This window comes from Spirillospora sp. NBC_01491, assembly GCF_036227065.1.
Lineage (GTDB): Bacteria > Actinomycetota > Actinomycetes > Streptosporangiales > Streptosporangiaceae > Spirillospora > Spirillospora xylanilytica.
The window spans coordinates 5,890,703-5,912,307 of sequence record NZ_CP109432.1 but is presented as its reverse complement, the minus strand read 5'-3'; the positions used below and the strand labels follow the sequence as shown (position 1 = coordinate 5,912,307).

At 73.2% G+C, this 21,605-nt stretch carries 19 protein-coding genes and 1 tRNA gene; 8 read left to right on the top strand and 12 right to left on the bottom strand.

All coding sequences use genetic code 11. From position 1 onward, the window contains the following. Positions 1–137: 137 nt before the first annotated feature. Positions 138–740: a PadR family transcriptional regulator gene (locus OHA34_RS27595; protein ID WP_285938647.1), complete on the top strand. Its 603-nt coding sequence runs from the start codon at positions 138–140 to the stop codon at positions 738–740. 131 nt (positions 741–871) lie between these two features. Here OHA34_RS27595 and OHA34_RS27590 read toward each other — a convergent pair whose 3' ends face one another. The 3 genes from OHA34_RS27590 to OHA34_RS27580 form a co-directional block, all read right to left on the bottom strand. Continuing rightward, on the bottom strand, positions 872–1,780 hold the full coding sequence (locus OHA34_RS27590) for a hypothetical protein (protein ID WP_329519350.1): 909 nt from the start codon (positions 1,778–1,780) through the stop codon (positions 872–874). 196 nt (positions 1,781–1,976) lie between these two features. Next, positions 1,977–2,819 (bottom strand): trehalose-phosphatase, encoded by an 843-nt coding sequence (otsB, locus tag OHA34_RS27585; protein ID WP_329519349.1) that lies wholly within the window; start codon positions 2,817–2,819, stop codon positions 1,977–1,979. Positions 2,820–2,838: 19 nt separating this feature from the next. After that, positions 2,839–3,117, bottom strand: coding sequence for a DUF3263 domain-containing protein (locus OHA34_RS27580; RefSeq protein WP_285940061.1), 279 nt, complete (start codon positions 3,115–3,117; stop codon positions 2,839–2,841). A gap of 591 nt (positions 3,118–3,708) precedes the next feature. Between OHA34_RS27580 and OHA34_RS27575 the strand changes: the two genes are divergently transcribed. Next, entirely contained in the window at positions 3,709–4,353 is a 645-nt protein-coding gene (locus OHA34_RS27575; RefSeq protein ID WP_285938650.1) for a MarR family winged helix-turn-helix transcriptional regulator, read from the top strand. Between the two features lie 72 nt (positions 4,354–4,425). Here OHA34_RS27575 and OHA34_RS27570 read toward each other — a convergent pair whose 3' ends face one another. The 4 genes from OHA34_RS27570 to OHA34_RS27555 all read right to left on the bottom strand — a co-directional run bounded on the left by OHA34_RS27570 (position 4,426) and on the right by OHA34_RS27555 (position 9,895). Beyond that, the gene (locus tag OHA34_RS27570; RefSeq protein ID WP_329519348.1) at positions 4,426–4,749 is read right to left on the bottom strand and encodes an SHOCT domain-containing protein; all 324 of its coding nucleotides are present in this window, start codon (positions 4,747–4,749) and stop codon (positions 4,426–4,428) included. A 109-nt stretch (positions 4,750–4,858) separates the two neighbouring features. Further along, positions 4,859–7,357 carry a S8 family peptidase gene (locus OHA34_RS27565; RefSeq protein WP_329519347.1) on the bottom strand — a complete coding sequence of 833 codons (2,499 nt, stop codon included), beginning with the start codon at positions 7,355–7,357 and terminating at the stop codon, positions 4,859–4,861. Between the two features lie 322 nt (positions 7,358–7,679). Further along, positions 7,680–9,386: a solute symporter family protein gene (locus OHA34_RS27560; RefSeq protein ID WP_329519346.1), complete on the bottom strand. Its 1,707-nt coding sequence runs from the start codon at positions 9,384–9,386 to the stop codon at positions 7,680–7,682. Next, positions 9,383–9,895 carry a DUF485 domain-containing protein gene (locus OHA34_RS27555; protein WP_285938654.1) on the bottom strand — a complete coding sequence of 171 codons (513 nt, stop codon included), beginning with the start codon at positions 9,893–9,895 and terminating at the stop codon, positions 9,383–9,385. The genes OHA34_RS27560 and OHA34_RS27555 overlap by 4 nt, the downstream gene beginning before the upstream one ends. Positions 9,896–10,262: 367 nt before the next feature. Between OHA34_RS27555 and OHA34_RS27550 the strand changes: the two genes are divergently transcribed. Beyond that, positions 10,263–10,336: transfer RNA gene (locus OHA34_RS27550), tRNA-Thr, on the top strand. Here the strand turns inward: OHA34_RS27550 and OHA34_RS27545 are convergent. The 4 genes from OHA34_RS27545 to OHA34_RS27530 form a co-directional block, all read right to left on the bottom strand. Next, entirely contained in the window at positions 10,336–10,518 is a 183-nt protein-coding gene (locus tag OHA34_RS27545; RefSeq protein WP_329519345.1) for a hypothetical protein, read from the bottom strand. The genes OHA34_RS27550 and OHA34_RS27545 overlap by 1 nt on opposite strands. A gap of 102 nt (positions 10,519–10,620) precedes the next feature. After that, positions 10,621–12,420: an alkyl/aryl-sulfatase gene (locus OHA34_RS27540; protein WP_329522456.1), complete on the bottom strand. Its 1,800-nt coding sequence runs from the start codon at positions 12,418–12,420 to the stop codon at positions 10,621–10,623. 200 nt (positions 12,421–12,620) lie between these two features. Then, positions 12,621–13,085, bottom strand: coding sequence for a hypothetical protein (locus tag OHA34_RS27535; RefSeq protein WP_285938655.1), 465 nt, complete (start codon positions 13,083–13,085; stop codon positions 12,621–12,623). Positions 13,086–13,241: 156 nt separating this feature from the next. After that, positions 13,242–16,205, bottom strand: a complete 2,964-nt coding sequence (locus OHA34_RS27530; RefSeq protein WP_329519344.1) for a helix-turn-helix transcriptional regulator — start codon at positions 16,203–16,205, stop codon at positions 13,242–13,244. A gap of 404 nt (positions 16,206–16,609) precedes the next feature. Between OHA34_RS27530 and OHA34_RS27525 the strand changes: the two genes are divergently transcribed. The 3 genes from OHA34_RS27525 (at position 16,610) to OHA34_RS27515 (ending at position 18,641) form a co-directional block, all read left to right on the top strand. Next, positions 16,610–17,155 carry a dihydrofolate reductase family protein gene (locus OHA34_RS27525; RefSeq protein WP_285938658.1) on the top strand — a complete coding sequence of 182 codons (546 nt, stop codon included), beginning with the start codon at positions 16,610–16,612 and terminating at the stop codon, positions 17,153–17,155. A 30-nt stretch (positions 17,156–17,185) separates the two neighbouring features. Continuing rightward, positions 17,186–18,028: an alpha/beta fold hydrolase gene (locus OHA34_RS27520; RefSeq protein ID WP_285938659.1), complete on the top strand. Its 843-nt coding sequence runs from the start codon at positions 17,186–17,188 to the stop codon at positions 18,026–18,028. 205 nt (positions 18,029–18,233) lie between these two features. Further along, positions 18,234–18,641, top strand: coding sequence for a DUF1801 domain-containing protein (locus tag OHA34_RS27515; protein ID WP_329519343.1), 408 nt, complete (start codon positions 18,234–18,236; stop codon positions 18,639–18,641). 45 nt (positions 18,642–18,686) lie between these two features. Here the strand turns inward: OHA34_RS27515 and OHA34_RS27510 are convergent, their stop codons facing one another. After that, positions 18,687–19,499 (bottom strand): IclR family transcriptional regulator, encoded by an 813-nt coding sequence (locus OHA34_RS27510; protein WP_329519342.1) that lies wholly within the window; start codon positions 19,497–19,499, stop codon positions 18,687–18,689. Positions 19,500–19,628: 129 nt separating this feature from the next. Here OHA34_RS27510 and OHA34_RS27505 point away from each other — a divergent pair, with 129 nt between their 5' ends. Further along, the gene (locus OHA34_RS27505) at positions 19,629–20,528 is read left to right on the top strand and encodes an acetaldehyde dehydrogenase (acetylating) (RefSeq protein ID WP_285938665.1); all 900 of its coding nucleotides are present in this window, start codon (positions 19,629–19,631) and stop codon (positions 20,526–20,528) included. Next, positions 20,525–21,595, top strand: coding sequence for a 4-hydroxy-2-oxovalerate aldolase (dmpG, locus tag OHA34_RS27500; RefSeq protein WP_329519341.1), 1,071 nt, complete (start codon positions 20,525–20,527; stop codon positions 21,593–21,595). The genes OHA34_RS27505 and dmpG overlap by 4 nt, the downstream gene beginning before the upstream one ends. Positions 21,596–21,605 lie beyond the last annotated feature (10 nt).

Here is a 21,605-nt window from a genome sequence, read left to right as displayed (position 1 = left end):
GGATCAGCCGCGCCCCACCGTCTCCTTTAATTCATCGTTCGGTGAAATCCAGGTCGATGCCATCAAGAGTTGCATCGCGACTGTCTTCCGATATATCGTTAATGCATCGCAACCGATCACTAGACAAGGAGACTGCGATGCGCGACCACCCTCACCCGAGGCGCGGAGGATTCCGCGCCCCCGAGGAACGACAGCGGCGCGGCGACCCGTTCGGGCCCTGGGGATCCGGTCCCGGCTTCGGCCCGGGCCGTCCCGGAGAGCGCGGCGGGCACGGACGCGGCGGACGCGGCCGGCGCACCCGGCGCGGCAACGTGCGGGCCGCCCTGCTGGCGCTGCTCGCCGAACGTCCGATGCACGGCTACGAGATGATCCGGGAGCTCGACAACCGCACCGGCGGCGTCTGGCGGCCCAGCCCCGGCTCGGTCTACCCGACGCTCCAGATGCTGGAGGACGAGGGCCGGGTCAGCAGCGAGGAGCAGGGCGGCAAGCGGCTGTTCGCGCTCACCGACAGCGGACGCGAGGAGACCGACGCCCAGACCACCGCCCCCTGGGACGAGGTCACCGAGGCCGCCGGCGAGAACGTCCTGCGCGGACGCGAGGCGGTCGGCCAGCTCATGGGCGCGCTGCACCAGGTCATGGCCGTCGGCAGCGAGACGCAGAAGGCGCGCGCTCTGGACGTCGTCAACGACGCCCGCCGCCGCCTGTACGGGATCCTCGCCGATGACCCCGAGGCGGAGTGACCCACCCCGGCGGACGCCCGCACTCCGGGCGTCCGCCGACCCCGCCGGTACGCGGTGACCGGTATGCGGTGACCGGTATGCGGGCGATCATTACGGCGGTCGTCATCGACGGCCGGCGCGCGAAGCTCCCGTCAGCGCGGAAAGGGAGCCTCCTTGGCCAGATGGTCGGCCATGTAGAGCTGCTTCCACACGTACAGGTGCAGGTCACGTCGGGCGACCTGCTTGTCGACCGGCACCGCGACGGTGGCCCGCACCAGGTACGAGGCGCCCGGCGGCATGAACTTGTCGCCGCCGTCCCCCGAGACCAGGGCCGCACCCGCCAGCCTGCGCACCACGTCGCTCTTGATGGGCGGCGTGCACATGTCCTCGGGCACGCCCGCCTGGGGCATGCACCTCCCGCGCGCACGCGCGGACACGAGGCTTCGCTTGAGGAACACGTCCCCCGGGAAGTCGAGCAGGACCTGCCGGTCCGACGGGTTGCTCAGCACGTACTCGACATAGGCGCCCGCCGCTCCTGACGACTGCGCCGACGACTGCGGGGCCGTGACGCCGCCGCCCGTCCCGCCGGTCACCGCCTCGATCCGGTACTTGGAGCCGTCGGCCGTCCCGACGACCACGGGCTTCCCCCTGCGGGGCAGCGGTGCGCCCGCCGCCCGGCCGGCCGGGGCGCCCGTCTGCGCGCTGACCGGCGCGCCCCCGGCGTCGTCGTCCCCCGACGCGGGGAGCAGGAGCAGCCCGCCCGCGACCGCCGCGGCGAGGCCGAGGACCCCGGCGGCGATCAGCCCGTTGCGGCGCCCCGCGCGCTCGCGCTCGCGGCGTTCGCGGTTGCGCGAGCTGCGGGACCCCAGCCGCACCTCGACGCCGCTGGTCTCCCGCACGCCTATCGGCCCGGTCGTCGTGGACGGGGACGGGGCCGCGCCCGTCCCGTACGGCGCTCCGGACCGATCCGGCGGCCGGTCGAACGGCCCGGTCCCGGGTCCCCCGGTCCCGGGTCCCCCGTACTCGTCGGGCCTGCGTGGGATGTCTGGCTCTCTCTCCACCGTGAACGCTCCCCGTTCTCAGTACCCGGTCCCCCGCGAAGCACCGAGTCGCCACATTCCCCACATTTTGGCGCAATTGACTGTCAAGTCCACACATGACCCCGGAGTCTCTCCGAAACCCACAATCCCCGCGTCCCCGTTTGTCACCCGCGAGAGTGGCGCGACGCCGCGCGGAGACCCGCGGGCCGGGGCGGGGTCAGGCCGGCGGGTCGAGGAGGGTGCCGAGGAACGCCACCACCCCGGCCGGGCCGTCGACGATCACGTCGGCGCGGTCGGCGAGCGCGGTCACCTCGGCGGACCCGCTGCACACCTTCACGCCCGGTACGCCCCGCGCGCGGAACCCGTCGACGGCGTCGTAGGCCGCCAGATCGCCCAGATCGTCGCCGGCGAACAGCACCGCGCCCGGAAGACCGGCAGGGGCGCCGGGGGCGGCGCGGCGGGCGTCGACGAAGGAGCGCAGAGCCATGCCCTTGTCCATCCCGGGCGGACGCAGTTCCAGCACCAGCCGTCCGGGCTCCACGGCGAGCCCGGTGCGCTCGGCGAGCGCGGCGAGGAGCCCGCGCAGCCGTTCGAGCGCCACCTCGGGCTCGGCGCAGCGGCGGGTGTGGACCGCGAGCGCCTGCCCCTTGTCCTCCACGAAGACCTCGGGGGGCGCCCCGGCGGCCTCCAGCACACCGGGCAGCTTGGCCCGCGCCTCCGCGACGCCCGGGGGCGGCTCGGGGACGGTCAGCACGCCCGACTCCCAGCGTTCGAGCCCGTACTGCCCGAGGACGACGAGCCCGTCGATGCCGGCGAAGCCCCCGTACTCCACCGCCAGGGCGGCGGGCCGGCCGGTGACGATCACCAGCGCGCCGACCAGCGGGGCCAGCCGGGCCAGCGCCGCCGCCGCCGCGGGATGGGCACGGGCCGCGGCCGGATCGTCGACGATCGGCGCCAGCGTGCCGTCGAAGTCGAAGCCGAGCACGGCCGCGGCGGGGTCGGCGCGGATCGCGTCCAGGCCGTCGGTACCGGCGGCCGTCACACTTCGGGGAGAGTTCACACCGGCAATGGTGGCCGGTTCAGGGCCGGAGGCCGAGTCGGCGCGCGGCACGCTGCCGCTGCCGCTGCGTGCGCATCCGGCGGAGGCGCTTGACCAGCATCGGGTCGTGCGCGAGCGCCTCGGGCCGGTCGATCAGGAGGGTGAGGAGCTGGTAGTACCGCGTCGCCGACATGTCGAACAGTTCGCGGATCGCCTGCTCCTTGGCCCCGGCGTACTTCCACCACTGCCGCTCGAAGGCGAGGATCTGGCGGTCACGCTCGGACAGGAGGCCGGAGGGGAAGGCGCCATCGTCTTCCAGGTCCCCGTCCGGGCCTTCCTTCGGCCCCTCGTTCAGACCCTCGCTTGGGCCCTCGCTCGGGCCTTCGTTCACCGGTTGGAGCGCTGAGCCATCGTCCATGCTTCCGTCCTGTTGGGGGCCGGCACCGGGGGCGTTCGCCTCGCGCATGAGGTCCCCTCTGTGGTTACTAGTCCCGGGTCGTCCGGGTTCGGCCGGTGCCATGCTACGCGTCCCCACCGACAAGTTCCGGTGGTTCCGGCGGAACGACAGACCCCTCGCCGGACCGGGCCGCAAACCGCGCTCCGGTGCACCACGACCGCGCCGACCTGCGGACCATCACACACTGTCACAGCACTCGACCGGAGCCCCCGGCCGCACATCCGCCGCTCGCGTCACGCTCCGGACCACCGGGGCGACGTCGTCCCGGCCGTCCCACCCAGTGCGCCTGGACGGGTTCGGAACGGCGCGTCCGGGGTGCCGGATCACCCCAGGTGGGGCACCCTGGAAGGGAGTCGGAACCAAAACACATGCATGCTACATGCGTTAAAGTGTGTACATTGCAACATACCGTCCGGTATCCGAGATGACCGGCAGCGAACGGGAGACCTGTGCATGGTGACGGAGACCTCCTCCACGGAACGGCCCCCGGGAACCGACCCCGCCCCGCGCGCGGCGTCCGACACGTCCGGACGGTCCGGCAGGTCCGTGGAGCCCGGTGACCTCTCCGACCCGTTGATCAACGACATCGCCGTCGCGCTCTTCCACGTCCGGCGGGTGTGGGGCAAGCCCGACCTGATGAAGCGGATCCGCGCGCAGACCTCCAGCGGTCCCGGCGGGCAGCCGCTCCAGGTCTCCAACCTCATGGTGGTGCACGCCGTCGCCGCGCTGACCGTCGCCTGCGCAGCGGAGGCCGCCGGCGAGGTCACCGTCGGCGCCGTCGCCGAGCGGCTGGAGATCGACCCCTCGACCGCCAGCCGCCTCGTCGGGCACGCGATCGACGCCGGGCTGATCTCACGCCGTCCCTCCCCGAACGACGCCCGCCGCGCCAACCTCGGGCTGACCGACGCCGGACGGCGGGTCAAGCGGGTCGCCGAGCGGTACCGCCGCGCCTACATCGCCGAGCTCATGTCGGGCTGGACCACCGAGGAGCGCGCCGACTTCGCCCGCCTCTTCACCCGCTTCGCGGACGCCGCCGCCCAGGCCCCCATGGAACTGGACGGCGTCGACAAGATCTTCGAAGAGGCCGAGGCCGACTGACCGGCGGCGCGGCGGCCCGCGCGGGCCGCCGCGCGGACCGGCCCGGACGGACGGGCCGTGGGCCGACGCGCGTCAGCCGCCGTGCCGCAGCCCCGACATGCGCATGTGGTACTCGTCCTCGTCGATCTCTCCACGGGCGAAGCGCTCGGCGAGGATGGTCAGCGCGCTGCTCATCGGGTCCGTCGCCGACGCGGCCCCGGCGGTCGCCGCGCCGCCCGGCCCGTTCGTCCTCCGGCGCACCAGATAGAACCCGAGCCCGATCACGGCCAGCCAGAACAGCCCGAACGTGATGGGGAAGACCGGCCAGAAGGCGGGCGCGTCCCCGCCGTCGTGCCAGCCCGGGTGAGCCTGCGCGGCCTGTGCGGCCTGCACCACCGATGTCGTCATCATGGTCATCGACCTCCTGGTTGCGGATGAGTCGATGCTCGGCGACGGGTCCGGGGGCCGTCATCGTACGGCCGGAGGCTCCCGCGCTACGCCGGACGGAGTAGCGGACGCGACGCGATCACCACCAGGGCGGACGGAAGTCGTCGTCCTCAGACGGGCGCGGACGCCTGGTCACGTGCCCCAGAGCGTCGTCCTGCAACGGATCGGCCGGGGGGAGCGCGCCACGGGACGGTCTCCCACCGACACCTCCCGGAGGCGCGCCCAGCGGCGGAGACGCTGGAAGGGCGCCCGTGGGCCGCTCATCCGCAGGAGGGAGGACCGGCGGGGGCCGGCGGTCATCGGGCGGCTCCTGCGGCGGTGGCGGCGCGGTCGGGAGGCCGGACGTGTCGCCGTTCTCCTGTTGGCCCGATTCCTCCAGAGCGCTCCGCCGGAACCTCTCCCACTCTTCGTCATCGAACGCGCCGCCGTCCTCAAGCGCGTTCCCGTTGAGGCCGCCGCTCCCGTTCAGCCCGTTGAGGCCGCCGCTCCCATCGAACGCGCCGTGCCCGTTGAGGCCGCCACTGCCGTTGAGCGCGCCGTTGCCGTTGAGGCCGCCGCTCCCCTCGGGCACGCCGTTTCCATAGGACGCGTCGCCTTGGCCGAACGGGCCGCTCCCATTGAGCGCGTTGAGCGCGCCACCGCCGTTGAGCGCGCCACCGCCGTTGAGCGTGCCGCTGCTGTGCTCGGAGGCGCGATCGGCGATCGGAGTGCCCGGGGAGTCGGTCGAGTCGCTCGTCGCGAGGAGGCCGTCCACGCCCAAGGGGTCGTTCGTGTCGAGCGGGCTGAGCGGCTGGCGCGACTCACGGCCGTTGACGCGGTCGTCACGGTTGAACCAGGTGTTGTCGGCTGGACCCGCGCCGTCAGGCTCGCTGCCGTTCACCTGGTCGGCGAGGCCGGTGTCCTCCGGTGCGCGGTGTGCCCCGACACCGTCGCCGGAGGCGTCCTCGCGGCCGTAGGGGGACGGGGAGGCATAGTGCTTCCCGTTCGGGAACTCCCCGGCTCCCAGCGGACCGCCAACGCCGTTGAGCTCAGGCGCGGACGTCTCGTCCGGACTGGCGGGCGGGGCCGCGTGCCGTGCGGGAGGCGGAGGGTCTGTGGGAAAGGACCCTCCGGAGGACGCGTCGGTGCTCTGCCAGAGGGGCGCGTTCACCGGTGACATGGCCGCGATCGACTCGCGCGGCCTGGGCGGCAGGGCGCCGTACTCCGGGAGAGCGGCTTCGGGCTCGGGCTCGTCCTCCTCATCGGGCCGCCGCCGCTGGAGCCAGCCGAGGAGCAGGCCGATCGCCACCAGCACGCCGCCGCCCGCGAGGACCGCGATCAGCAGCAGGTGGGAGTCGTCCTCGGAGGCCGGGGCGGACGCGGGGGCCGGAGTCGCCTTCGCGACGGCGCCGGGCCCGTGCGCCACCTTGTTGATCTTGTTCGCGGCGGTCACGGCGCGGACCGCGTCGAGCGGTCCGGTGCAGGTGTCGGAGCCGGTCGGCCGGCGGCGGGCAGGTGAGCCCTGGACGAGCGCCTGCCGGACCTCGTCGGGCGTCAGCTCGGTGTAGCGGGACCGGATCAGCGCGACGACCCCCGCGACCATCGCGGACGCGGGACTGGTGCCCGTACCGACGACGTAGCCGTTGCTGGCGTCGGCGCTGACGACCTCCACGCCGGGCGCGCACACCGCGACGTAGGGCCGCCGGTTGCTGTCCTTCCAGAGCCGCATCCGGCGGTCGAGGGCGCCGACGGCGATGACCCCGGGATAGGCGGCGGGGAAGTTCTTGCGGTTGGCGCCCGAACCGTCGTTGCCCGCCGACGCGATCAGCACCACGCCCTTGCTCAGCGCGTACTTGATCGCGGCGGCCTCGGTCGAGCTGCCGTCGTAGAACTGCTTCCCGCCGCCGAGCGACATGTTGATGACGGTCGCGCCGTGGTCGACGACGTACCGGATGCCCTGCGCGACCGCGTCCCGGTTGCGTCCGACCTGGCCGCCGTTCTGCCGCAGCGGGTCGTCGTTCTCCCACGTCACCCGGATCGACAGGACGCGGCTTTGCGGCGCCACCCCGATGACGCCGCGCTGGAGGCCGGGGCCGTTGCCGTGGCCGGCGATGATGCTCGCCATGGAGGTGCCGTGCAGGCCCCAGTACCGTCCGCCGGGACGCCGGGTCCCGCCGGTGAGGTCCGGGCCGGTGATGACGCGCCCGGAAAGGTCGGGGTGGCGCTTGTCGACCCCGGTGTCGAGGACCGCGACCGTCACCCCGGAGCCCTTGGACCACTTCCAGGCGCGGGGGACGCGCATCGCGTCGAGATGCCACTCGCGGGCGCGGATCTGGTCGGTCGGCGCCGCCAGCAGCGCTCCGGCCGCCGCGCCCCGCACGGCGCGCTCCCTCGGCGGCGGCCCGTCCGGGACCATCGCGGCGGGCACCGCGACGGCGGCGGTCAGGGTGAGCGCGGTGAGCGCCGCGGCGACGCGCGAGGCGGAGCGGGACGGCCTGCGGACGCCGAACCGGGACGCCGGGGACGGGGACGGCACCTGGGCGCCGAAGCCGGCCGGCGTACGGGCAGGCCGCGAACGGCCTCGGCCGGCATGGGACACGCCGCCGCACCTCCTCCCGGCAGTCGGCCGTGGTCGGTCCGGGCCGCTCCCCCGCCGGCGTGCCGCCCACGGAGAACGCGAGCAGCCCGTCCGTCCCGGCGGACCCTCCGGGCCCGGCTCCTCGACCCGCCCCACCCAACCCGTGGGGCGCGGCCAACATTGTGCCACGCGATCCCGCCACGGCTCGGTCACTCGTCCCATTCGGGGACGGGATGGGACAGCGCGCCCGCCCGCGCGCGTCCGGGCGGAACCCGCGCGCGTCCGGGCGGAACACCGACGGGTCCCCTCTCCGGCCCGGAGAGGGGACCCGCACGGACACCGCTCAGTGGGAGCCGACCCCCGTCAGCGAACGGACCTTCAGGTCGTCGTACCGGCTGTCGCCGGCGTCCGCCCGTCCGACCAGGGCGCCGATGACGGCGCAGAGGAAGCCGATCGGGATCGACACGATCCCGGGGTTCTCCAGGGGGAACAGGTGGAAGTCGACGCCCCGCGGGAACAGCGACAGGCTCGCGCCGGTGACCGGGTCGACCTTGCCGGACACCACCGGCGACAGGACGACCAGCACCAGCGAGCTGATCAGCCCGCCGTAGATGCCGGAGACGATCCCCGCGCTGTTGAACCGCTTCCAGAACAGGGTCAGCACGATCGCCGGCAGGTTGGCCGCCGCCGCCATCGCGAACGCCAGCGCGACCAGGAACGCCACGTTGAGGTTCTTGGTGATCACCGCGAGCACGATCGCGAGGGTGCCGACGAGGAACGTCGAGAAGCGGGCCACCCCCATCTCCTGCGACTCCCGCGACCGGCCGAACATCAGCACCTGGCCGAAGTAGTCGTGCGCCAGCGAGGTGGAGGACGCCAGCACCAGCCCGGACACGACCGCGAGGATCGTGGCGAACGCGACGGCGGCGATGAAGGCCAGCAGGATGTCGCCGCCGAACTGCCCGCCGACGTGCTCGCCGAGGGACTGCGCGAGCTGCGGCGCCGCGGTGTTGCCCGCCGGGTCCTGGGCGACGATCGCGTCCCGTCCGACCAGGGCGGCGGCGCCGAAGCCGAGCGCGAGCGTCATCAGGTAGAACACCCCGACCAGCCCGATCGCCCAGGACACCGACTTACGGGCGGCCCGCGCGTCGGGCACGGTGTAGAACCGGGTGACGATGTGCGGCAGGCCCGCGGTGCCGAGCACCAGCGCGAGCGCCAGGCTGACGAAGTCGAGCTTGTTGACCATCGTCTGGTACGGGTCGCCGGCGACCTCCCGCCCGTAGTGCAGGCCGGGTTCGAGGAACTCCCGGCCCTTGCCGCTGGCGTCGGCCGCGGCGCCGAGCATGGAGCTGACGTTGAACCCGAAGCGGGCCAGCACCAGCACGGTCAGCACCAGCGCGCCGGCCATCAGCAGCACGGCCTTGATGATCTGCACCCAGGTGGTGGCCTTCATCCCGCCGAACATCACATAGAAGATCATCAGGGTGCCCACCACGATGATCGTCACGACCTGCGCGGTACCCGCCGACATCCCGAGGAACGCCTGCCCGCGGTGGATGCCGAGCAGCAGTGAGACCAGCGCGCCCGCCCCGACCATCTGCGCCAGCAGGTAGAACACCGAGACGGTGACGGTGGAGATGACGGCGGCCGTGCGGACCGGCGCCTGCTCCCGGACCCGGTGCGCCAGCACGTCGGCCATCGTGAACCGGCCCGCGTTGCGCATCAGCTCCACCAGCAGCAGCGTGAGCAGCCACGCCACCAGGAAGCCGATGGAGTAGAGGAATCCGTCGTACCCGGACAGCGCGATGATGCCGGCGATGCCGAGGAACGACGCCGCCGACATGTAGTCGCCGGCGAGCGCGATCCCGTTCTGCGGGCCGGAGAACATCCGGCCGCCGGCGTAGAAGTCGTCGGCGCTCTTGGTGTTGGCCCGCGCCCAGACGGTGATGCCGAGCGTGATCAGGATGAACGCGACGAACAACCCGAACGTGAGGATCCGTCCGTCCGGGCTGCCGTGCCCCTTTCCCAGGGCGGTGACGACCGCGCTCATCCGAGCCCGCCCAGGTCCGGCCGGACCCCGGCGCCCGGCCAGGAGTCGCGCCGCTCGGCCGCCGCCCCCGGCCCCTGCTCCGGCGCCTGCCCGTGGACGGGCCACCGCTGCGTGTCGAGATCGCCCGCCGTCCGCGGCACCGGCGCGGCGCCGCCCGCGGCCACGGCCCGGAGCTCGGCCGCCAGCGGATCGAGGGTCTGGCGCGCGAACGCGGCGTAGGCCCAAGCCAGCAGGAACGTCGAGACGATCTGGAGCACCCCCAGCAGGATCGCCACGTTGACGTTCCCGGCCACCGGCCGGGCCATGAACCCCCGAGCAAACGCAGAAAGACCTACATATAGGAAATACCACCCCAGAAATGAGGTGGCGATCGCCAGAGCAAGCCGATGCGACTTCTTCTTGAGCAGCTGGAATCTCTCATCGCGCGCGAGAGGCGCATAATGTCCGGGAGGAACCCTTTTCCCCCGATCGGTCCCCTGACGCGGCGATGGCTTCGAGTCCCAGACCATAGGGCCCTCCCCTGACTCGCCGTAACTCTGTGTAGTGATTACACTCCACTATGAGATCAAAGAACCCTGCCCGGCCGTGGCCACTTGGCGAGAATGCATGAAATTCCGTGCCGCCGGACAGTACGAAAAGGCACTGATTTCCCGGCCATTACGACACCTCCCGATTATCGAATATCCGCGCCGATGCACCGCGTCCCGGCCGATTCCGCCGAAACATCGGCGAACGACGCCCACCGCCGCCTGATGTCCGGTTCCACGGGCCCCATCCCCGACGACCCCCAGGCCGCCTCCCCTGCCCCCCGGTCACCGTCACCACCGACCCGCCGCACGGCGGTAAAGTGATGCCCATCGGCACCCAGTGCCGCAGGCCCCTGTAGCTCAGTTGGCCAGAGCAGCCGCCTTGTAAGCGGCAGGTCGCCGGTTCGAATCCGGCCGGGGGCTCAGGACGATCGCGGCCATCTGCTTCTCGTCGAGTAGGTGGCGGCGGTATCCCAGACCTCGTCGTTCACCGCGTCGGGACGGTCGGCCGGCCGCGTGGCGGCCTCGGCCAGCGCGAGCGCCGCCCGCTCCTCGTCGGCGAAGTACGGGGCCTCCCGCCAGGCGGCGGGCTGGACCGTGGGCATCCTCGTCGAGCGGATGGCGGAGGGCGGCACCGAGTTCGACACCGCGTTCGCCATGCCCGTGGGTGAATGGTGCGAGCCGGGCGGGCCGTCCGGCGCGGTGGCCTACGGGGTGACGATGTCGAAGTTGTGGTCGACGTCGTCGAGGAGGCCCATCAGGGTGGTGAGCGCCCCGCTGTCGCCGTCGGACCGGATGCCGCCGAGGTCTCCGGTGGCGACCAGGCCGAGCAGTTGCGGCTTGGTCAGGGTCAGGACGAGGTCGGCCGAGGTGCCGTCGTGGGAGCGGGTCTGGGTGAGGACGCCGTTGGCGAGGCTGAGGCGGACCTCTTCCTTGAGGTCGGTGAAGTTCCAGTCGATGGTCAGGCGGGTGTCCCAGGCCCGCGGCGCGTCGATGCGGATGGCGATGGAGTCGAAGACCTGGTCGATTCCGAGGGCCCGCACGACGTCGGGTGAGGCGCTGTCGAGGCTGATGGAGGGCTTGTTGCCGCGAAGCTCGGCCGCGCCCTGGAGATAGAAGTTGCGCCAGGTTCCGTTCTCGCTGCCGTGCCCGAGCTTGTCGTAGACGCCGGCGAGCATCTCGCGCGCCTCGGTGCTGCCGGGATCGGCGAACACGACGTAGTTGAGGAGCTGCGTCGCCCAGCGCATCTCGCCGGCGTCCACGGCGGCCCTGGCCTTGGGCAGGATCGCGTCGGCGCCGCCCATGATCTCCACGTGCCTGGCGGCCGACTCCGCGGGCGGCAGCTCCCACAGGTGGGCCGGGTTGCCGTCGAACCAGCCCATATAGCGCTGGTAGATCGCCTTGACGTTGTGCGAGACCGACCCGTAGTAGCCGTGGGTGTGCCACGCGCGTTCCAGCGCGGGCGGCATCTGGATCATCTCGGCGATCTCGACGCCGGTGTACCCCTGGTTGAGCATCCGCAGCGTCTGGTCGTGCAGGTAGGCGTACAGATCGCGCTGCTCGGACAGGAACCCGGTGAGCTCGGCGGTGCCCCAGGTCGGCCAGTGGTGCGAGGCGAACAGCACGTCGGCGCCGGCGGCGAACAACTCGATCGCCTCGGTGAGGTAGCGCGCCCACAGGTGCGGGTCGCGCACCAGCGCGCCGCGCAGCGTCAGCACGTTGTGCAGGTTGTGGGTGGCGTTCTCGGCCATGCAGAGGGCGCGCCGGTCGGGAAAGGCGAAGTTCATCTCCGACGGAGCCTCGGTGCCGGGGGTGAGCTGGAAGACGATCCGGACGCCGTCCACCACCTCCTCCTGCCCGGTCCCGGTGATCGGCAGGTTGGGCTCGATCAGCGAGATGGTGCCGGTGGAGGTGGTCTGGCCGAGGCCCGCGCCGATGTGACCGTCCGGCCCCTTGGGCAGCTCCGCCCCGTACATGAAGACCGCCCGGCGGTTCATGGCGGCGCCGGCATAGACGTTCTCGGCGACGGCGTTCTCCAGGAACCCCGCTGGAGCGATGATCGGGATGACCGCGCCGTCGGGCACCACGCCGCGCACCCCGCCGAAGTGGTCGGCGTGCGAGTGGCTGTAGATGACCGCCGTGACGGCGCGGTCGCCCCGGTGCTCGCGATAGAGCGCGAGCGCGGCCTCCGCGCACTCGCCGGACAGCAGCGGGTCCACGACGATGACGCCGGTGTCGCCCTCGATGAAGGAGATGTTGGACAGGTCGAACCCGCGCACCTGGTAGACACCCGCGGCCACCTGGTACAGGCCGTGTTTGGCGGTCAGCTGCGACTGCCGCCACAGACTGGGGTTCGCGGTGTCCGGGCACGCGCCGTCCAAGAACGTGTAGGCGTCGAAGTTCCAGACCGTCCGCCCCGAGGCGTCCGTGATCGTCGACTGCGACGTGGTGCCGAGGTAGCCCTTGTCGGCGTTCTCGAAATCGGTCCGGTCCTCGAACGACGGCATGGCGTCCACGGCATCTCCTCGCCTGCTCACGATCTTCGCTCCCCCTACCTGCCCACCCGCCGGTAAGGCCGGCGCTATCTGGTGATCAAGAAACCCGGAGGCGACCGCGAAATACGGGAGGCAGGCCAGCCATGGCGAAGCGGGGCCGAGGGGTGGCCTCGGCCCCGCTTCGGGGGTCATCTCAGGTGATCAGCGATCGATCAGTGGAAGCTGAAGGACGCCGAGTCGACGGTCGCGGTGCCCGGGCACAGGAAGCTGCCCGAGGTCTTGGAGGCCGTGAACGGGCCGCCGGTGTAGGTCCGGGTCGTCCCCTGGCGGGCGAGCGAGAGGTTGCTCACGGAGTAGCCGCAGTTGAGGCCGCTCACGGTGGCGGTGACCCCGACCGACGGGGAGGTGGCGGTGCCGGCGGTGTCGTTGAAGGTGACCGTCGGGGAGTTGCTGAGGCCGACGGTGACGCCGCCGCCGCAGCTCGCGCTGATCGTGGTGTGGTCGACCGTCAGGGTGTTCGGGGGGGTGTTGCTGGTGGTCGCGTTGGTCCACGTGCAGGTCGTGCCGACCGCGGTGACGGAGCCGTCGACCTTGCCGGCTGCGGCGTAGGCGGGGGCTACCATGAGGCCGGTGGTGGTGAGGGCGGCGAGTCCTACGATCAGGCTGGCGGTTCTCATGCGGGGGGGTCCTTCCTCCTCGGACACTACGGCGGTCCTTCCGCCGTCGTCCGACGCGGCGCCGGTCTTCGCGGCGGGCTGGGTGGGAGCCCGGTGCCGGGTCGAACGTGAATCTCTCTCATAGTCACCGGATCGCCCGACGGATGCCCCGTCCGATCAGGACAGGTTTAATCGCCGACCGCACCGTCCGCAGCGGCAGACGTGCGCGCCGTCGCCCGGACCCTCCGGTTCGAGGGCGTCGCGCAGCTCCCGGCGGCCGTTCACCTCGAGCTTCCGCATGGCGTTGGTCAGGTGGTACTTGACCGTCCGGTCCGAGATGCACAGGTCCGCGGCGATGTCCCGGTTCGTGTGGCCCGAGGCCGCCAGGTCGGCGATCTCCCGTTCCCTCGGGGACAGCCGGTTGCCGTAGCCCGGCCGGCCTCGCCGGTGCGGGACGGGCAGGCCGGTCTCCCGCATCAGCTCCTTCACCCGGTCGGCGTCCCAGGTGAGGCCGAGACCGGTGAACGTGCTCCAGGTGTCGCGCAGCAGGCCCGCGTCCGGTGCCTGCCCGGCGGAGATCCGGGAGCGCGCCTCGGCCGCGCAGGCATGGGCCGCCATCCGGGGGTCGGGCAACGCGGCGTATCCGCGGCGGGCGGACTCGTAGCCCTTCCACGCCAGGGCCATGTCGCCGTCCCGCTCGTTCAGCCGCGCCTCGGCGAAGACGAGCGCGGCGCGGGCGAGCGGCACGTCCCGGTCCGCCAGGGCACCGCGGTACCAGGGCAGCGCCGCGGACAGCAGATCGAGCGGGGCGAAGGGCAGCAGCGGTGCCGCCAGGACCCAGACCTGCTTGCGCGCCACCTCCTCCAGGACCCGGCCGGCCAGTGCGTGCCCGAGGCGCCGGCGGCCCGCCGTGAGCGCCACCCGGTTGACGTCCGCGGCGGCGTGGGCCGCGATGGCGAGCTCACCGATCCCGAGCGCGTCCTCGGCCACCGCCCGCAGCGCGCGCCGCGCGTCGTCCAGCCGGCCCTGGCCGGTGCGGACCTGCGCCGGCAGCAGCCGCGAGGCCGGCGGCCCGTCCGACGGAGGCTCACCGGCCGGAGGCTCATCGGCGGGGCCGCGCGCCTGCCTTGTGAAGCCGGTGTCGCCCATCGCCCAGCGGGCCCTCGCCGCAGTGGCCCGGAGCCGCGCGTCATAGGACCGCACGCCCGCGGCCAGCCCCCGCTCGACCAGTTCCAGGCTGCGCGGGTAGTGCCCGAGGTGCAGCGCCGCCTCGGCCAGGTCCGCCAGCCCCCGGACGAGGCGGACGTCCACGTCCGGCCGTCCGCCGCGAGCGGGCAGGGCGGCGACCGCGGCCCACGCCTCGGGGCTGCCGATCGTGAGGAGCAGGTGCGCGGCGGTGGTCAGCACGACCGCCCGAGCCATCGGATCGCCGGTTCGGGAGAGCGCCGTGCGGGCCCGTTCCAGGGAGGCCATCTGCGCGGGCAGGTCCCGGCCGGGCTGCCTGTTCGGCGTCGCGAGGAGGGCGTGCGCGATCGCCTGGAGGTCGGGGCGCGGAGCGAGATCTTCGAGCGCGGCGCACAGCGCGGCGGCGGTGTCGCGGGCCTCCCCGCCGGTCCCGGCGGACTCCAGCACGAGCCAGGCCCGGAGCAGGAGCAGCTCGCCCCGCTGTACGGGAGAGGCGCCGCGTTCGAGCGCCGCCGCTAACAGCGAGGCGGTCTCCGTGTTCCGTCCGCTGTCGCCCGGCCCGGTGCGTTCGGGCCCGGTGTCGGGGAGCGCGGTGTCAGCAAGCGCGGTGTCAGCAAGCGCGGTGTCGGGGAGCGCGGTGTCGGCGAGCGTGGCCCAGCCGAGCTCGATCGCCAGCTCCGGCCACCGCTCCGGCGCGACCGCGTCCGACTGGAGGATCTCGCGCAGGTGGGTTCGAGCGGTCCCGAAGGAACCGGTGGCGGCGGCGACCGCGGCGACGGCCTCGGCGCTGGCCGCCCACCCGCGGACGTCGCCGGCCCGCCGGTGATGGTCGACCGCCTGCTCGACCATGCCGCGGCGGATCAGCTCCCGCGCCGCGGTGCCGTGCAGTTCGCGCCGCCGGTAGCCGGGAATGGACGCGTACAGGGCGATCCGGGCCAGTTCGTGGCGCGGTCTCACGGTGCCGCCGTCCTCACGGAGGAGCCCGCGGCGGACCGCGTCCGCAAGCGCGGCGGCCGTCTCCTCGCCGCCCGTCCCGGCGACCGCGGCCACCAGGTCGGGTTCGGCCGGTCCGGCCAGCACGGCCGCGGCCTCCAGCACGGCGCCGCCGGTGGCGCCGAGGCTCCCGGCCAGCGCGACGATCTCCGCGGCGACCGCCTTCGGCGCCACGGCCCCGGCCTCCCCTCCCCCGACGAGGGCCCAGGCGCCGTCCAACGGACGGAGCAGGCCGAGGTCCCGGAGCAGCAGCGCGTCCTCGTGTACTGCGCGCGGTACGCCGCCGCTGCGCTCGTGAAGCCGTTCCGCCAGTTCAGGGGGGACGGCCGCCGTCCTGCCCAGGCTGTCGGCCGCCAGCCGTCCGGCGGCGGGCACCGACAGCGGCGCGAGCTGGATCCGGTCGGCGGCCGGCCCCGGCTCCGGCGGGTCCGCCGGGAACCCGCGGGTGAGCACCACCGACAGCTCCGGCGGCGGCCGGGCACTGATCATCCGGAGCAGTTCGACCGTGGCCTCGTCGGCCCACTGGAGATCCTCCAGTACCAGCACGGTCGGGCCGAGCTTGCCGAGCAGCTCGGCGGCGGCGCGCACCAGCCGGTGCCGGAGCAGCCGCGGTTCGCCCGGCGCCACGGGCGGCGGCGGCGGCAGGATGCCGGCCAGTTCGGGAAGCACCGTGCGCAGCACCCCGGTCAGCGGGCTGAGGCCCTGTGCGGGTGGGCGGCTCACGGCGGCGAGGGCCTCGATCACCGGTCCCAGCGGGCACGGCGCCCGCGCGGGGACGGCGTACCCGAGCAGCCGCCGCCGCCCGGCGAGCGCCCGGTCGGCGAGCGCCTCGCGCACCAGCCGGGTCTTCCCGGCGCCCGGCTCGCCCTCCACCACCACGACCGCGGGCGGACGGGCGAGTGCCGCCACCAGCGATGCCAGGTCGCGCTCGCGCTCGACCAGCGGCGGTTCCTGTGGCGGCATGACGGGCGACCTCCTGCCACTCGCCGGGATTTTCACACGGCGGCATCGCGCTGCCTAGCTCCCGTTCACGCCACTGTGACTAAGTGCCATGCCGCCCACCTGGCAGGAGCGAGAGTTGACACCATCTGGTTGACCGCACCACAGAACCGGTAAAAATCTGAGGCGGATGGGATGCGGCTGTTCGGAACGCTGCTCGCGGGGCCCGGCCCTTCCCAGGAAGAGATCGACCGCAGCATGCGCACGCTGCGCGCGGGATGCCCCGGACCCAGCGCGAGCCGGTCCCGGCAGCGGTGCCGCCGTCGTTGAATCTGGCTAAATCCTTCCTTCTCCGATCGCCTGTTGATGCAGGTCAGCCCTCTACGGAATCGTTGGCGACCAATGACGGAGACGAAGGGAGGCGCTGCATGACAGCGACACGGAAGATCGTGGCCGGGCTGTTCATCTCGCTTGACGGAGTGGTGGAGGCGCCGGAGAGCTGGCACTTCCCCTATCTGAACGAGGAGATGCAGGCGGCCGTCGGCGAGATGCACGCCGCGGCCGACACCCTGCTGCTGGGACGGGTGACCTATGAGTCCTTCGCCTCGGTCTGGCCGCACCAGACCGGTGAGCTGGCCGATCAGCTGAACGGCATCCCCAAACTGGTCGCCTCGACCACCCTGGGCGAACCCGAGTGGCAGAACTCGACCCTGCTGGACGGCGACGTCACCGGCGCCCTGGCCGAACTCAAGCGGCAGCCGGGCAAGAACATCCAGCTCTCCGGCAGCATCACCCTGACCCGGACGCTGCTGCACGCGGGCCTCATCGACGAGCTCCGCCTGATGGTCCACCCGATCGTGCTGGGCTCCGGGCAGCGGCTCTTCACCGAGGGCACCGGCCGGGTGCCGCTCAAGCTCACCGGATCCACCACGTTCAGCACCGGCGTGATCGACCTGGCCTACCGGCCGGCCTGAATCCACCCACTTCACAAGAACGGAACATCCATGCACGACGTTGAGACGAAGACGCTCCAAGTTCCCGGAGCGCAACTGCACTACGAGGTCCGCGGATCGGGGCCGCTGCTGCTGATGATCCCGGGCGCGCCCGCCGACGCGGGGGCGCTGGCCGGCCTGGCCGCGCTGCTGTCCGACCGGTACACCGTCGTCAGCTATGACCAGCGCGGGCTGTCCCGCAGCAGCCTGACGGGACCGCCCGAGGACCAGAGCGTCGCGGTCTTCAGCGAGGACGCCCACCGCCTCCTGGCGGTCCTGGGCGACGAGCCCGCCTACGTGCTGGGCAACAGCGGCGGCGCTCTCACCGCCCTGGACCTGGCGGCCCGCCACCCCGAGCAGGTGCGCGCCCTGGTCGTGCACGAGCCGCCGATCCCGGAGATCCTGCCCGACCCCGCGCACTGGCGGGCGAAGTTCCAGGAGGTCCGCGACACCTACACCGGTGAGGGCGTGGGGGCCGCGATGCAGAAGTTCATCGCCACCATCGAGGGAGACGGCGCCGCTCCCCCGGCGATGCCGGACCCTTCCCAGATGCCCCCCGAGGCGCTGGAGATGATGGGCCGGATCCAGGGGAACCTCGACTACTTCCTCGCCCACATGCTGGTGCCGGTGCTGCGCTTCGAGCCCGACGTCGCCGCGCTGCGCTCCGGCTCCGCGCCGATCGTCGTCGGCGTCGGTGCCGGTTCGCCCGAAGGCGTCCCCCTCCTGTCCGCCCTGGCGCTCGCCAAGCGTCTCGGCACCAAGGCGGTCGAGTTCCCCGGCGATCACCAGGGCCTGGCCTTCGACGCCGCCACCAGCGCCGAGATCGTCCATGACGCCTTCACCCGGACCGCCTGAGCGGAGGAGCGGCGGTCCAGCCCCGGACGTGACGTGAAGCGTCCCCACCCGGCCCGGCGTCCCCGAGCGCTCTGAGCGGAGCGCCGGGACGCCGGGGCGCGGGGCGATGACGGGCCGCGTCCAGCGCCTCATACCGGGCGCACCGTCCGGGCCGGCCGGAACCACACGGACTCGGCAACGCGCCGACGAGCACGAGAGGACCACCATGCCAACGATCGATGACTACACCACTGGGCTCGACGGGACGCTCCAGGCGATCGCCGAGGGGCTCCGCGGCATCCTGGACGACGTCCTGCCGCACGCCGAGGGGAAGGTCTGGCACGGGCATCCGGTCTGGCTGGCGGACCGCCGCCCGGTCGCGGGGTTCAAGGCCCATCCCCGCTACGTGACCTTCATGATCTGGAACGCGGGCCCGATCACCGACCCGTCCGGGACCCTCACGCCCGGCCCGCGCATGGCGACGGTGCAGCTCGCCGCGGTCGAGGACCTCGACGCGGCGCGGGTGCGCGACTGGCTCGTCCAGGCGGTCGGATCCGGGGCGGTCGGATCCGGGGCGGACGGCGCGGCGCCGGACGCGGCGACCTCCAGCACGCGGGGGCCTTCGCGGATGTGAGGCTCTGGTGGTGTTCAGGCCAGGACGGCCGGCTTGAGCACCGCCTCACACCACGGGCGGAAGCCGGTGGGGGTGCTGGAGGCGGATCATGCGGATCGGCGCCGCGTCCCCGCCGGCCAGCGTCCGGGAGAGGGTGAGCGCGGCGGTGCGGACGGCCGGCGCGACCTGGCCGGTGCGCATCCGGCCGCTCCATCCCGACACCGAGAGCGCCCCGACGGCCAGCCCCTCGGTGTCCAGCACCGGGCAGGCGACGCAGACGATGCCCGCCCCGGACTCCTCGCGGTCGTAGGCCACCCCGTCACGGCGGATCCGGGCCAGCTCGCGGGCCATCAGCGCCGGTGCGGAGACCGCCCGTCCGGTGAGCCTCGGCAGTCCGGCGGCCAGCAGTTCCTCGGCCAGCGGCGGCGGCGAGCAGGCCAGGATCGCCTTGCCGACCCCGGTGGCCAGTGCGGGCAGCCGCCCGCCGACGCTGGACGGCAGCGCCGGGCCGCCCGCCGTGGGCAGGATCTCGACGTAGACGACCTCGTGCCCCTCCAGCACCGCCAGGTGGACGGTCTGCCGGGTGGCCTCGCGCAGGTCCGACATCAGCGGGAGCGCCGCCTCGCGCAGCACCCGCTGCCTCGGCACCCGCTGGCCGATCTCGAACAGCCGCAGCCCGAGCCGCACCCGTCCGCCCGCGTGTTCGAGGAGCCCGGTGCCCACCAGTTCGTGCGCGAGCCGGTGCACGGTGGAGCGGGGCAGCCCGGTGCGGCGGGCGATCTCGGCGGGGCCGAGCGCGTCGTCCTCGACCCGGAACGCGCCGAGGACCGCCGCGATGCGGCCGGACATCGATCCGTCGCCGGCTCCTCTCGGATGCATGCGTCCAACGTATCCGCCGGTCGGAACGGGCCCGTTCGGAGCGGCCGTCCCGTCTTGCGGGACGGCGGCCTTGTCGCACGGCCGGATCCGGCCCGACAGTGGCCCCATGGACCTGACCCTGGAGGTGGCATGAGCGGACGGCTGAGCGCGGCGATCGTCGGGCCGGGCAACATCGGCACCGATCTGCTGATCAAGCTGCTGCGCAGCGAGACGATCGAGGTCCACTCGATGGTCGGGGTGGATCCGGCGTCCGAGGGGCTGGCGCGCGCCCGCGAGCTCGGCGTGCGGACCAGCGCCGACGGCGTCGGCTGGCTGCTGTCCCGGGACGACCTGCCGGACCTGGTCTTCGAGGCCACGTCCGCGCGGGCGCACCTGGCGAACGCGCCGCGCTACGAGGCGGCGGGCGTCCAGGCGCTGGACCTGACGCCGGCGGCGATCGGGCCGTTCGTCTGCCCGCCGGTCAACCTGGACACCCTGGCGGACGTGCCGAACCTCAACCTGATCACCTGCGGCGGGCAGGCGACCATCCCGATCGTGCACGCGGTCTCGTCGGTGGTCCCGGTGCGCTACGCCGAGATCGTCGCCTCGATCGCGTCCCGCTCGGCGGGGCCGGGCACCCGCGCCAACATCGACGAGTTCACCCAGACCACGGCCCGCGCGATCGAGCGGGTCGGCGGCGCCGGCCGGGGCAAGGCGATCATCATCCTGAACCCGGTGGACCCGCCGATGATCATGCGGGACACGGTGTACTGCGCCATCCCGGCGGACGCCGACACCGCCGCGATCACCGCGTCGGTGCACGCGATGGCCGCCGCGGTCGCCGCGTACGTGCCCGGCTACGCGCTGCGCGCCGAGCCGCAGTTCGACGAGCCGCGCGAGGACTGGGGCGGCAGCGCCCGGGTCGCGGTGTTCCTGGAGGTGCGCGGCAACGGCGACCATCTCCCGCCGTGGGCGGGCAACCTCGACATCATGACGGCCGCTGCCGCCCGGGTGGGCGAGCAGCTCGCGCTGCGGAAGGTGACCTCATGACCCCGGCCCCGACCCCGGCCCCTGCCCTCGGCGGCGAGCGCGTGCGGATCACCGACTCCACGCTGCGCGACGGCAGCCACGCGATGGCGCACCGGTTCACCGAGGAGCAGGTGCGCGGCGTGGTGCACGCGCTCGACGGCTCCGGGGTGGAGGTCATCGAGGTCACCCACGGGGACGGCCTCGGCGGCTCCTCGTTCAACTACGGGTTCTCGCTGGAGGACGAGCTCAAGCTGATCGCCGCCGCCGTGGACGAGGCGGAGCACGCCGAGATCGCGGTGCTGCTGCTGCCCGGCCTCGGCACCGTCCAGGACCTCGCCAGGGCGCACGGCGCGGGCGCGTCCGTGGCGCGCATCGCCACGCACTGCACCGAGGCGGACGTGTCCCTCCAGCACTTCGCGGCGGCCCGCGACCTCGGCATGGAGACCGTCGGGTTCCTGATGCTGTCGCACCGGATCGGCCCCGCCGAGCTGGCCCGGCAGGCCCGGATCATGGTGGACGGCGGCGCCCAGTGCGTCTACGTGGTCGACTCGGCGGGCGCGCTGCTGCTCGGCGACGCGCAGGCCCGGGTCGGCGCGCTGGTGGCGGAGATCGGCGCCGACGCGCAGGTCGGGTTCCACGGCCACCAGAACCTGTCGCTCGGCGTGGCCAACTCGGTGCTGGCCGCCCAGAACGGCGCCCGGCAGATCGACGGGGCGCTGTGCGCGCTCGGCGCGGGCGCGGGGAACGCGCCCACCGAGGTGGTCGCGGCGACGTTCGAGCGGCTGGGCATCACCACGGGCGTGGACGTCCAGGGCGTGCTGGCCGCCGCGCAGGACGTGGTCAGGCCGTTCGTGCCGCGGCTGCCGTCCATGGACCGGGGCGCCATCACGCAGGGGTACGCCGGGGTCTACTCCAGCTTCCTGCTGCATGCCGAGCGGGCCGCCCTGCGGTACGGCGTCGCGGCCCACGACATCCTCCAGCGGGTCGGCGAGGCCGGGTACGTCGGCGGCCAGGAGGACATGATCATCGATGTCGCGCTCCAGCTCGTCCGGGAGCGGGACCGGGCGGAGGCAGTGCGGCGCCGCTGATCCGTCCTAG